Source organism: Tessaracoccus caeni (assembly GCF_029211185.1).
In the GTDB taxonomy this organism is placed as follows: Bacteria; Actinomycetota; Actinomycetes; order Propionibacteriales; family Propionibacteriaceae; genus Arachnia; species Arachnia caeni.
This window is the reverse complement of the sequence record NZ_JARGDO010000002.1, coordinates 125,094-137,451: the sequence shown is the minus strand read 5'-3', so window position 1 is coordinate 137,451 and position 12,358 is coordinate 125,094. Positions and strand designations below refer to the sequence as shown.

Sequence of the window (12,358 nt, the reverse complement as noted above, 5' to 3'; positions counted from 1 at the left end):
TCAAGTGTCATCTTCACGCTCTTCGAGGTGCGAGGCCGCCCGCGGCCGAGCCTCGAGGAGAGCGTGACGGTGTCTGGGGTCTGGTGGTTGGGTTCGTCGTGTTCCGGATGGGGTCGCGGTTGCTGAGGTGCGAGCGAAGCGAGCCATCACGGTCTTTGAGGTGCGAGCGCTAGCGAGCCTCGAAAAGACCCAGCGTGAGAGTCCGCAGGAACGCGATCACAGTGGTGGGGTGGGCGCCCGGCCGTCCGTCGCTCTCCTCGAGGCTCCGCTGCGCTCCGCACCTCGAAGAGCGTGGTCTCTCCACACGACTCAGCCTCTGCGGCCGAGCCTCGAGGTGAGCGCGACGGGGCCCTGGGGTGATCAGCCGACGTAGTCGGCCAGGTGTTGGCCGGTGAGCGTCGACCTTGCCGCGACGAGGTCCGCCGGGGTGCCCTCGAACACCAGCTGACCGCCGGCGTGACCGGCGCCGGGGCCGAGGTCGATGAGCCAGTCGGCGTGGGCCATCACGGCCTGGTGGTGCTCGATCACGATCACGGACTTGCCGGCGTCGACCAGACGGTCCAGCAGCTTCAGCAGGTTCTCGACGTCGGCCAGGTGCAAGCCGGTGGTGGGCTCGTCGAGCACGTAGATGCCGCCCTTGTCGCCCATCCGGGTGGCCAGCTTGAGGCGCTGGCGCTCGCCGCCGGACAAGGTGGTGAGCGGCTGGCCGAGCGTCAGGTAGCCCAGGCCCACGTCGACCATCCGCTTCAGGATGGTGTGCGCGGCCGGGGTTCGGGCCTCTCCGTCGGCGAAGAAGGCCTCGGCCTGCTCGACGGGCATGCCGAGTACCTCAGCGATGTTCTTGTCCCCCAGCGTGTACTCCAGCACCTCCGCCATGAAGCGCTTGCCCTCGCAGTCCTCGCAGCGGGTGGTGACGCCGGTCATCATCGCCAGGTCGGTGTAGATCACGCCGGCGCCATTGCACGTGGGGCAGGCGCCCTCGGAGTTGGCGGAGAACAGCGCGGGCTTGACGCCGTTGGCCTTGGCGAAGGCCTTGCGGATGGGCTCCAGCACGCCGGTGTAGGTGGCGGGGTTGGAGCGGCGCGAGCCCTTGATCATGCCCTGGTCGATGGTGAGCACGCCGGCGTCGGTGGGCATCGAGCCGTGGATCAGGGACGTCTTGCCGGAGCCGGCGACGCCCGTCACGACGCACAGCACGCCGAGCGGCACGTCCACGTCGACATTCTTCAGGTTGTGCTTGGAGGCGCCACGGATCTCGATGGCGCCGGTGGGGGTGCGCACCTCGTCCTTCAAGCGGGCCTTGTACTCCAGGTGCCGGCCGGTGAGGGTGTCGCTGGCCAGCAGCCCGGCGTAGTCGCCCTCGTAGCGGATCTCGCCACCAGCGGTGCCGGCAAGGGGGCCGATGTCGACGACGTGGTCGGCGATCGCGATCGTCTCCGGCTTGTGCTCCACCACCAGCACGGTGTTGCCCTTGTCGCGCAGCTGGAGCAGCAGGTTGTTCATCCGCTGCACGTCATGCGGGTGCAGGCCGATGGTGGGCTCGTCGAAGACGTAGGTGACGTCGGTGAGCGATGAGCCCAGGTGCCGGATCATCTTGGTGCGCTGCGCCTCGCCGCCCGACAGGGTGCCCGACGAGCGCGCCAGTGACAGGTAGCCCAGCCCGATCTGGACGAAGGAGTCCAGGGTGTGCAGCAGCTTGGCCCTCAGCGGGGCGACGGCGGCGTCGTCGATGCCGCGTACCCATTCGGCCAGGTCGCTGATCTGCATGGCGCAGGCATCGCCGATGTGGATGCCCTTGATCTTCGACGAGCGCGCCCCCTCGTTGAGGCGGGTGCCGCCGCAGTCGGGGCAGGCGCGGAACACGATGGCGCGGTCGACGAAGGCCCCGATGTGGGGCTGCATCGCCTCGCGATCCTTGGCGAGGAAGGACTTGCGGATGCGCGGGATCAGGCCCTCGTAGGTGACGTTGATGCCCTCCACCTTGATCCGGGTGGGCTCCTTGTAGAGCAGGGCGTCGAGTTCCTTCTCGGTGAACTCGCGGATGGGTTTGTCGGGGTCGAAGTAGCCGCAGTCGCGGAAGATCCGGCCGTACCAGCCGTCCGTCGAGTAGTTGGGCACCAGCAGGGCGCCCTCGCTGAGCGATTTGTTCTCGTCGTAGAGCTGGGTGAGGTCGAAGTCGGAGATGTTGCCCAGGCCCTCGCAGCGCTCGCACATGCCGCCGGTGACCGTGAAGCGTCGTACCTCCTTGATCTGCCGGCCGCCCTTGGTGGTGGTCACCGCGCCCCCGCCGCTGGCCGTCGCGACGTTGAACGAGTAGGCCTTCGATGAGCCGAGGCTCGGCGTGCCCAGCCGGCTGAACAGGATGCGCAGCATGGCGTTGGCGTCGGTGGCGGTGCCCACCGTCGAGCGGGGGTTGGCGCCCATCGGCTCCTGGTCGACGATGATCGCCGTGGTCAGTCCCTCCAGCACGTCCACGTCGGGCCGGCCGAGGTTGGGCATGAAGCCCTGCACGAAAGTGGAGTAGGTCTCGTTGATCAGACGCTGCGACTCCGCCGCGATGGTGCCGAACACCAGGGAGCTCTTGCCGGAACCGGAGACCCCGGTGAAGACGGTGAGCCGCCGTTTGGGCAGGTCGACGGAGATGTCGCGCAGGTTGTTCTCGCGGGCCCCTTGGACCCTGATGATCGTGTGCGTGTCGGCGGGGTGCAGGTCGGGCATTGTCGAGACTCCGTCCAAGAGGTACGCAGCCCGGGTCTGCCCGGGCAGCCTTTAGATTGAACACCCCTCAGGGGTCCAAACCAAGGCACTGGCGAAAATAAAACTGGCTATCTGGCGTGGCCTGTACCTATTTCACACACCGAGCCACATAGCCAGCTCTATCAACCGGACCTCAGTCGTCAAGCCCTGCAGACTGCCACGCACAGTGGTCGAGCATTTCGTCAGCGAGTCGACGGGAAGCAGCGACGTCCTCGGGATCGTTGCGCAAGTGCTCGGCTTCGGCTTTCATCCGTGCTCGGCACTCCGCACGCCCCAGGTCCGGGGAGGAAGGGGCCGATGCTGGTGAGGAGGAGGAAGGGACGGTCATGATTCGTCGAGGGCCTTCGAGGTGTACTCCGGGAGGAACCAACTGGCGATCATGGCCATGGCGAACATGGCGCCGAAGACGGAGAACAGCAGTCCAAGGCCGGCGGAGCTGAGCAGCGGCACCAGCAGGGGAGCAGCCATGGCGGCGATCCGGCCGAAGGCGGTGGCCGCTCCGGCGCCGCCGGCGCGCATCGTCGTCGGGTAGACCTCGGGCGTGATGGCGTACAGCGCGCCCCAGGCACCAAGGTTGAAGAACGACAGGGTGCAGCCGGCGCCCAGCGTCAGCCAGTAAGCGACGCTGTCCGAGCCGGGAGCGACCGCCGCCGACAGCTGCGGGGCGAAACCGAACAGCAGCGCGCCGACGGCGGAACCGCCGAGGAAGGTGATCAGAGTGGGACGGCGGCCCCACGTCTCGACCAGGATCGCGGCCACCAGATACCCCGGCAGTTGGGCCAGCGTGATGTAGAGCGTGAACTCGAACGACTTCACCAGCGTCATGCCCGTGTTGAACAGCAGGGTGGGCAGCCAGATGAAGGCGCCGTAGTAGGCGAAGTTGATGCCGAACCAGGTGAGCCACAATGAGACGGTGCGGGTGCGGAAGCGCGGACCCCAGAGTTCGCGGCGGGCGGCCTTGGGATCGACGGCGGCCGCCGTCGCCGGGGTGTCGGTCTTCTGCTCGTCGGGCGTGACGATGCCCGCGCCGGCCTCGAAGTCGGTGACGACCCGCTCAGCGTCGGCATGGCGGCCCTTGCTCTCCAGGAAACGCACCGACTCCGGCAGCCCGTAGCGCACGATCAGTGAGTAGGCGGCGGGCACGGCTCCCAGGGCGAGAGCCCAGCGCCAGCCGTTGTCGGAGGCCGGCACCAGGAAGTAGCCGAGGCAGGCGGCGGCGAGCCAGCCCACCGCCCAGAACGACTCCAGCGCCACCACCACTCGGCCGCGGATCTTCTGCGGCGAGAACTCGCTGACCAGCGTCGACGCCACCGGCAGTTCCGCTCCCAGCCCGAGGCCGACGACGAAGCGCAACGCCAGCAGCATCACCAGTCCGGTGGAGAGCGCCGACAGTCCGGTGGCGATGCCGTAGATCAGCAGCGTCAGGGCGAAGACGGAGCGTCGGCCGATCCGGTCGGCCAGCAGCCCACCGAGCGACGCGCCCACGGCCATGCCGATGAACCCGATCGATCCGAGCAGGGAGAGCTGGCCCGAACTCAGCTGCCACTGGGCCGCGAGCGCGGCCATGATGAACGAGATCAGGCCGATGTCCATGGCGTCGAGGGCCCAGCCGATGCCGGAGCCGAACAGCAGCTTGTTGTGCGCTCGCGTGTACGGCAGCCGGTCCAGCCGCTCGGTGCGGGTCAATGTCTTCGACATGCCTCGAACAGTAGGCCCCGCCCAGGTTCGCCGGAAAGTCGCGTCTCGAAGGCTGACGCGAGGCGCTCGCTCACGGGACCGCCCCCACCCCCTCCCCAACCAAGCCTCAACCTCACAAGCCTCAACCACGCAAGCCTCAACCACGCAAGCCTCAACCACGCAAGCCTCAATCAGGGAAAATCGGCCAATGGCCGATTTTCGGCGATAGACACCGCAAAATCGGCCATTGGCCGATTTTCCTTGATTGGCGGAGGGGTGGGGGTGGGGGAGTGGGCAGAGAGGGGATGGGGCGGGCAAGATAGGGGCATGTCAGCAGTACCCCTCAGTGGACTCGTCGTCTCTTTGCCCGATGCCTCGGTCGACCACTTGGTCGGCGTGGTGGAGGTGCTCGTGCAGGAGGGCATCGGCACCTTCGCCGTGCCGGTCCACGCGGAAGCCCTCGAAGTGCTGCCTCCCATCTTCGGTGCGCGCGCCCGGATCGGCGCGGCGTCGGTGCGGTCCGCCGACGACGCACGCCGCGCCATCGAGCTCGGCGCGGGCTTCATCCTGGCCGACCTCGTCGACGACGGCGTGATCACCACCGCCAACGACGCGGCCATCGCCCACTACGCCCCCGCGATGACCCCGACGGAGGTGCGCGCGGTGCTGGCCCGCCCCATCACCGGCGTGGCGCTGACCCCCGCCGACGTCGTGGGCCATGCCATGGCCGCCCACCTCAGGGATCTCGGGATCGTCGACAGGGTTGTGCCCATCGGCGGCATCGGCGCCTACGCCGCAGGCGAATGGATGAAGGCCGGTGCGCCGGCGGCCGCCGTCGGATCCACGCTGCTCGGGGACTCGCCGACGGGCGGCGACCTCGCCAAACTGCGCGACCGCTGCGGCTCCTTCCGCAATGCGGTGCCGAAAGAGCAACGCGAGCCCGAGTGACATGGCGCGAGATCCGATCCGCGAGCACTGCGAGTCCGAGTGATGCGGCGCGACGCCGGATCGGTGAGCACCCCCGAGTCTGAGCGATGAGGGCACGCGCCGGGCGTTCGATGCCGTCCGTGGCCGAGTGACACCGGAGGATGCCATGCCCAAGAACCAACCCACCTCCGAGAGACGGTTGACTTGCGCTTAGGCTAGGGACATGAATTCACCGGTTGATGCCACTGCCACCGAAGCCTGGGCCGAACTGACCGTGCTCAAGGAGTCCCTGAAGCCCGACCTGCGGGCCTGGTTCGCCTCCGACCCGAACCGCGTCCCGAACCTCACCTTCGACGTCGCCGACCTCCGCGTCGACCTCTCCAAGAACCTGATCAACGGCGCCGTCGTCAGGGCGTTGCTGCGCCTGGCGGATCAGGTCAACCTGCCCGGGCGTCGCGAGGCGATGTTCACCGGCGAGCGGATCAACGTCACCGAGGACCGGTCCGTCCTGCACACCGCGCTGCGGCTGCCGGCCGACGCCGAGCTGGTCGTCGGCGATCAGAACGTCGTGGCCGACGTGCACGAGGTGCTGAACAAGATGTACGCCTTCGCCGACCGGGTGCGCTCCGGCGAATGGGTGGGCGTCACCGGCAAGCGGATCGAGACGGTGATCAACATCGGCATCGGCGGTTCGGATCTCGGCCCCGTGATGGTCTACGAGGCGCTGAAGCCCTACAAGCACGAGGCCATCGAGTGCCGCTTCGTCTCCAACATCGATCCCACCGACATCTACGAGAAGACGGCCGACCTCGATCCCGAGACCACGCTGTTCATCGTCGCCTCCAAGACCTTCACCACGCTCGAGACGCTCACCAACGCGCGCCTCGCCAAGGCCTGGGTGCTGGAGAAGCTGGCCGCGCAGGGCGCCATCGACGGCTCCCACTCGAGCCAGGGCGACGCCATCGCCAAGCACTTCGTCGCCGTCTCCACGGCGCTGGACCGGGTCGCCGAGTTCGGCATCGACCCGGTCAACGCGTTCGGCTTCTGGAACTGGGTGGGCGGCCGCTACTCCGTCGACTCCGCCGTCGGCCTGCCCCTGGTGATCGCCTTCGGCCAGCAGGGCTTTGAGGAGTTCCTCGGCGGCTTCCGCGCCGTCGACGAGCACTTCCGTACCGCGCCCGCCGAAGAGAACGTGCCCCTGCTGATGGGCATGCTCAACATCTGGTACGTCAACTTCCTCGGCGCCGAGAGCCATGCGGTGCTGCCGTACGCGCAGTACCTGCACCGCTTCGCCGCCTACCTGCAGCAGCTCACCATGGAGTCCAACGGCAAGTCGGTGCGCTGGGACGGCTCGCCCGTCACTTCTGACACCGGCGAGATCTTCTGGGGCGAGCCCGGCACCAACGGCCAGCACGCCTTCTACCAGCTGATCCATCAGGGCACCCGGATCATCCCTGCCGACTTCATCGCCGTCGCCAACCCCGCGCGCCCGCTCAAGGACGGCGACACCGACGTGCACGGCCTGTTCCTCGCCAACTTCTTCGCGCAGACCGCCGCCCTGGCCTTCGGCAAGACGGCCGACGATGTGCGCGCCGAGGGCACCCCCGAGGCGATCGTCCCGGCCCGCGTGTTCCAGGGCAACAACCCGACGACGTCGATCATGGCGCCTGCGCTGACGCCGTCGGTGGTGGGCCAGCTGATCGCGCTGTACGAGCACATCACCTTCGTGCAGGGCATCGTCTGGGGCATCGATTCTTTCGATCAGTGGGGCGTCGAGCTGGGCAAGAAGCTGGCCATGGAGATCGCGCCCGCGGTCTTCGGCGACGAGGAGGCCCTGGTGAAGCAGGACGCCTCCACCCAGTCGCTGGTCAGCTGGTATCTGGAGAACAGGAACTGACGCCGGAGTCGGCGTGAGCGACACGACGACGCGCCCGCGGACCGCATGGAAGCGGGCGCTCATCGCGGCGGGCGTCGCCCTGTTGGTCGGGGTGGCGGCCGTCGGCGGGTCGGCGGCGCATGTCGCGACGCTGTCGTCGGGGCGGGTGTACTCCGTCGACGACGTGCCCGAGCGGGGCGTCGGCCTGGTGCTGGGCGCCCGCACCCATCCCGACCGCCCGTCGGCCTTCCTCGCCGCCCGGCTCGACGTGGCCCTCCGGCTGTTCGAGAGCGGCAAGGTGCGTGTGCTGCTGGTCAGCGGCGACAACCTCGCGCGCTCGAACCACGAGACCACGACGATGCGCCGCTACCTGGAGGAGCGCGGCGTGCCGTCGGAGCGCATCTTCGAGGACGAGGCCGGCTTCGACACCTACGACTCCTGCGTGCGGGCCCGCGACGTCTTCGGCGTCGCCGAGCTGACGATCGTCACCCAGGACTACCATCTGGACCGCGCGATCGCGATCTGCGAGCAGGTGGGCGTCGATGCCGTCGGCGTGCCGGACGAGTCGGCCCGCGAGCGCTTCCCCGCCGTCTGGGCGAAGGGCCGGGGCCGGGAATGGCTCGCCAACCTGAAGATGGAATGGGACACCCTCACCGCGCGAGAACCCCAGCAGGATCCCTTCGACGGCTCCCTCCTCGAGGCCCTCGACGAGTAGCCACGCAAAGACGCCGGCCTCCTAAAGGAGACCGGCGCCTTCTTGTTGCGGGGGAGGAAGATCACCCCTTCTCGGCGCCCTCCGTCGTCGACATGATCCGGCGCTGGAAGATGAAGAACAGGATCGCGACGGGGATCGTCATCAGCACGGCGGCGGCGAGCTTCAGCGGGAACTGATTGCCCGAGCCGAGCTGACCCGAGACCAGAGCGCCGACGCCCGTGGTGAGCGTGTGCAGCTCCGGGCTCTGCCGGGAGATGATGAAGTGCGCGAACTCGTTCCACGAGCCCTGGAAGGACAGGATCGTCAGCGTGATCAGCGCCGGCGTCGCCATCGGCAGCGTCACCGACCAGAAGCGACGGAACACGCCCGCACCGTCGATCTTCGCGGCCTCCTCGATGGAGACCGGGATGGAGTCGAAGAACTGCTTCATGATGAAGATGCCCGCGGCGTCCACCAGCAGCGGCAGGATCATGCCGAAGTAGGTGTCGAACATGCCGAGCTGCTTGATCACCAGGAAGCGCGGCACCATCAGCACCACCGACGGCACGGCCAGCACCGCGATGAACACGGCGAAGACGATCGAGCGACCGCGGAACGGCAGCCGCGACAGCGCGTAGCCGGCCAGGGAGTTGAAGAACACCCGCGACGCGGTGACGACGATCGCGATGAACACCGAGTTCAGCGCCCACCGGGGCAGATCCGTGCCGAAGAACAGCCGTTCGTAGGCGGCCATCGTGAACGGCGACGGGATCAGCGCGAGCGGGTTGTTGGTGGCCTCCGCGTCGGTCTTGAACGACCCCATCACGGCGATCAGGAACGGGTAGATGTACATCGCGGCCAGCGCGATCAGGACCACGTAGCCGGCGATCAGTCCGCCGGTGACTCGCTGCTTCATCGCTTGCCTCCCCGCTTCTTGGAACGCCCGAAGCCCGACGGGTCGCGCTCGGCGAGCGCGAAACGCTGGATGAGCGTCATGACGATGATGATCAGGAACAGCACGAACGCGATCGCGGCGGCGACGCCGGGCCGGTTGCTGCTGAAGGCCTGGTCGTAGGCCAGGAAGGCCGGGCTGGTCAGCGTCGGTGCGGCCGGGGTGCCGCGGGTCAGGTAGACCTGGTCGAACACCTGCCAGGTGCCGATCAGGCCCAGCGTCAGCACGGTGAACAGGGTGGGGCGCAGCATGGGCAGCGTGACGTGCCAGAAGGTGCGCCACGGGGTGGCGCCGTCCATGACCGCCGCCTCGCCCACCTCAGCGCCGATGTTCTGCAGGCCCGCAAGGAACAGCAGCATGAAGGTACCCGACGTGGTGAACACGGCCATCAGGATCAGCACGCTCTGTGCCACGGACGGTCCGCCCAGCCAGTCCCACGTCGTGACGCCGAGGAAGCCGGGCTGGTCCCAGCCGGCCGGGGCGGACGTCACGCCGAAGAGGCCGTACAGCTTGTGCAGCACGCCGCTGGGGTCGGCGAACCAGTTGGGGCCGTTGATCGAGAACCAGCCGAGCACCGCGTTGACGGCACCCGAGGCCTGGAACAGGAACAGGAAGACGCCCGTGATCGCGATCGACGAGGTCACCGACGGGAAGTAGAAGGCCGTGCGGAAGAATCCCTTCGCGCGCAGCAGGCGCCGGTTCACCTGGATCGCCAAGAACAGCGCGAGCGCCGTCTGCAGCGGCACCACGAACAGCACGTAGTAGACGTTGTTGCGGATCGAGCGGCCGAACAGCTCGCGCAGTAGTCCGTCCTCGGTGGTGATCTTCGCGTAGTTCTCCAGGCCGATGAAGTCGACCTTCGGATTGTTGATCGGCGAGAACCGGCCGTTCCAGTCGGTGAAGGACACCCAGAGCGCCAGCAGGATCGGCGCGATCAGGAAGGTGCCGATGATCACGATGGCGGGTGCGACGAACAGCCAGCCCGCCGCGCCCTCTTTCTTGGTGAGGCTCCCGCGACGGCTGTGTGTCGCGGGAGCCACGGGTGTTGCGGACATCAGCCCTGGGCCGCCTGGTAAGCAGACTCGAGCTGGGTCTGGACCTTGTCGAGGATGGTCTTCGAGTCGTTCGAGGCCAGCGTGGTGATGGCGTTGTTGAACTCGCTCACCACGTCGGACGCGCCCTTGAAGGACACCGGGGTAGTGGCGTATTCGGCGCCGGCGACGAAGGCCTGGTTCTCCGGGAACTTCTCGGCGTAGGTTGCCGCGGCGCCCGTCGTCGACGGGATGACACCGAAGGCATCGGAGAAGGCCAGCTGCTGCTCATCGGAGGTCAGGAACTCGACCAGCTTCTGGGCGGTGGCGGTCGTCTCCTGGCCCTCGGGGATGCCCCAGCAGTTGGAGAAGGTGAAGGTGCCCTTGCCGACCGGGCCCGCGGGGAGCTCGATCACCTGGTACTTCACGTCGGGGAAGTCCTTCTTCAGGGCTCCCGAGATCCACGGGCCCTCGATCACCATGGCCGCCTTGGCGTTGCCGAAGGCCTCGCCGCCCCAGCCGGCGCCCAGATCCGCGGGCCACTTGAGCGAGCCCTCGTCCAGCAGCCCCTTGAGGTAGTCGAGAGCTGCGACGTTCTCGGCCGAGTTGGCGGTCACCTGACCGTCCTTCATCAGGCCGCCGCCGGCCTGAGCCATGAAGACGCCGGCGCGCGCGTACTCGGCGCCCATCGACAGGCCGACGGTGTCGCCGGAGGTCAGCTTGGCGGAGACGGCCTTCAGATCGTCCCAGGTCTTCGGCAGATCGGCGTCGGTGAGGCCTGCCGCGGCCCAGAGATCGGTGTTGACGATCAGGCCGAGGGTGGAGAAGTCCTTCGGTGCGCAGATGAACTCGCCGTCGAAGGTGAAGGTGTCCTTCAGGGATTGGTAGAAGTCACCCGCGTTGGTCAGGCTGCCCGCGTAGTTCTGCAGGTAGTCGTCGCTCGCGTAGGTCTGGAACTGGTCCCAGCCCATGTAGAACAGGTCGGGGGCCGAGTCGCCGGCGAAGCCCTGAGCGAGCTCCTGGTTGAGGTCGGAGGCCGGCACCACCTTGACGGCGACGCCCTCGGTCTGACCCCAGGCGTCCGCTGCCGCCTGGACGGCGTTGGTCTCGGCGTCGCCGGAGGAGCCGATCAGGATGGTCAGCGACTCGGCCGTGCCCGAGGCCTCCGGTGCTCCGGAATCGCTGCCGCTGGGCGCGGGCTCGGTTCCGCCGCCACAGGCGGCGAGGCTCAGCGCGACGGCGCCGGCGAGGCTCGCCGTGACGAGCGTCTTCTTGATGGTCATGGGACGTCCTTTCGGTTGCGGGCCGTTGCCCTGTGGGGTGCGGTGGGGAAGCCCCAGCGCGGGTCGTGCCTGATGATCAGGCGGGTGGGAATGAGGCCCCGATGGGTCTCGTCAGGGGTGGCGAGCGCGGCCAGGATGCGCTGGGCCACGCGCGCGAGATCCTGGTCGACGCTGCTGAAGCCGAAGCTCGCGGCCAGGGGGGTGTTGTCGAAGCCGACGATGGGCACCGTCGCGCCGCTGGTGCGGATGGCGGCGACCATGCCGACGGCCAGGGAGTCCGATGCGCAGACGACGGCGTCCGCGCCGGCGGTGAGCAGCGCGGGGGCGGCGTCGATGGCCGAGGAGATGTGGTCCTCCGATTCGGCGTTGAGGGCCTGGAGATCGGCGTCGGTGTAGCCGAGTTCGGTGGTGACCACGCCCGCCCAGCCGCCGCGCCGGTCGTCGCCGGTGGCCGATCCCTCGGGCCAGCCGAAGAAGCCGATCCGCCGGAAGCCGAGTTCGATCAGCGCGAGGGTTGCCTCTGCGGTGCCGCCGCGCCCGTCGACGTCCACCCATGAGTGCGGCGCGGTGTCCTCGCTGCCCCAGGGACGGCCGAACGCGACGAAGCGCAGGTTCTGGGCGGAGAGATCCTCGATCCGGTGGTCATCGGGGTGGGTGTCGGTGAGCACGAATTCGTCGACGAGGCTCTGCGCCGCCAGTTTCTCGATGGTCTGCACCTCCTCCTCGTCGGTGGCGGCCGACAGCAGCAGCACGTGCTTGTCGTAGGCGGCGGCCTGGGCGCTGAGTTCGTGCAGCAAGCGGTCGATGAGGACACCGGCGACGTTGTCGTCGGTGGGGCGGATCCGCAGGCCGATGTTGCCGCTGCGCTGCTGGCGCAGCATGCGGGCGCGCATGTTGGGGGTGTAGCCCAGCTCGTCGATGGCCGCCTTCACGCGGGTCAGCGTGGTGTCCTTCACCACCGAGGGGTTGCTGATGGTGTTGCTCACCGTCTGGGTGGATACGCCGGCGAGCGCGGCGACCTGGGCGAGAGTGGCTGCCATGGCACCTCCTTCGACTCTTCCTTGGATCGATAAAAACTTTCGACCGATTGCCTCTTTGATCGATCTAAGAAGCACGGTAGCGTAAAGCCCACCCAAAGTGAACCCCACAGGAGAAACCGAG

General features: G+C 68.0%; 9 protein-coding genes. 3 read left to right on the top strand and 6 right to left on the bottom strand.

The window, feature by feature from the left end:
- Nucleotides 1–360: 360 nt before the first annotated feature.
- Both P0D62_RS02805 and P0D62_RS02800 read right to left on the bottom strand, forming a co-directional pair.
- The gene (locus P0D62_RS02805) at nucleotides 361–2,718 is read right to left on the bottom strand and encodes an excinuclease ABC subunit UvrA (RefSeq protein WP_275701100.1); all 2,358 of its coding nucleotides are present in this window, start codon (nucleotides 2,716–2,718) and stop codon (nucleotides 361–363) included.
- A 363-nt stretch (nucleotides 2,719–3,081) separates the two neighbouring features.
- A complete protein-coding gene (locus P0D62_RS02800) occupies nucleotides 3,082–4,455 on the bottom strand; it encodes an MFS transporter (RefSeq protein WP_275701099.1) in 1,374 nt (457 codons plus the stop codon).
- Between the two features lie 306 nt (nucleotides 4,456–4,761).
- On the opposite strand from P0D62_RS02800, the gene P0D62_RS02795 reads away from it, so the two are divergent.
- From P0D62_RS02795 to P0D62_RS02785, 3 genes are all read left to right on the top strand, one after another.
- Nucleotides 4,762–5,382 carry a bifunctional 4-hydroxy-2-oxoglutarate aldolase/2-dehydro-3-deoxy-phosphogluconate aldolase gene (locus P0D62_RS02795; protein ID WP_275701098.1) on the top strand — a complete coding sequence of 207 codons (621 nt, stop codon included), beginning with the start codon at nucleotides 4,762–4,764 and terminating at the stop codon, nucleotides 5,380–5,382.
- Nucleotides 5,383–5,584: 202 nt separating this feature from the next.
- Nucleotides 5,585–7,258 carry a glucose-6-phosphate isomerase gene (gene pgi, locus P0D62_RS02790; protein WP_275701097.1) on the top strand — a complete coding sequence of 558 codons (1,674 nt, stop codon included), beginning with the start codon at nucleotides 5,585–5,587 and terminating at the stop codon, nucleotides 7,256–7,258.
- A 13-nt stretch (nucleotides 7,259–7,271) separates the two neighbouring features.
- The gene (locus P0D62_RS02785) at nucleotides 7,272–7,952 is read left to right on the top strand and encodes a SanA/YdcF family protein (protein ID WP_275701096.1); all 681 of its coding nucleotides are present in this window, start codon (nucleotides 7,272–7,274) and stop codon (nucleotides 7,950–7,952) included.
- Nucleotides 7,953–8,013: 61 nt separating this feature from the next.
- On the opposite strand, the gene P0D62_RS02780 is transcribed toward P0D62_RS02785, so the two are convergent.
- From P0D62_RS02780 to P0D62_RS02765, 4 genes are read right to left on the bottom strand one after another with little or no spacing between them, the layout of a single operon-like run.
- On the bottom strand, nucleotides 8,014–8,847 hold the full coding sequence (locus P0D62_RS02780; RefSeq protein WP_275701095.1) for a carbohydrate ABC transporter permease: 834 nt from the start codon (nucleotides 8,845–8,847) through the stop codon (nucleotides 8,014–8,016).
- Nucleotides 8,844–9,938: a carbohydrate ABC transporter permease gene (locus P0D62_RS02775; protein ID WP_275701094.1), complete on the bottom strand. Its 1,095-nt coding sequence runs from the start codon at nucleotides 9,936–9,938 to the stop codon at nucleotides 8,844–8,846. The genes P0D62_RS02780 and P0D62_RS02775 overlap by 4 nt, the downstream gene beginning before the upstream one ends.
- On the bottom strand, nucleotides 9,938–11,197 hold the full coding sequence (locus P0D62_RS02770) for a sugar ABC transporter substrate-binding protein (RefSeq protein ID WP_275701093.1): 1,260 nt from the start codon (nucleotides 11,195–11,197) through the stop codon (nucleotides 9,938–9,940). Before P0D62_RS02770 ends, P0D62_RS02775 begins: the two co-directional genes overlap by 1 nt.
- Nucleotides 11,194–12,237, bottom strand: coding sequence for a LacI family DNA-binding transcriptional regulator (locus tag P0D62_RS02765; RefSeq protein ID WP_275701092.1), 1,044 nt, complete (start codon nucleotides 12,235–12,237; stop codon nucleotides 11,194–11,196). Before P0D62_RS02765 ends, P0D62_RS02770 begins: the two co-directional genes overlap by 4 nt.
- Between the last annotated feature and the right edge of the window lie 121 nt (nucleotides 12,238–12,358).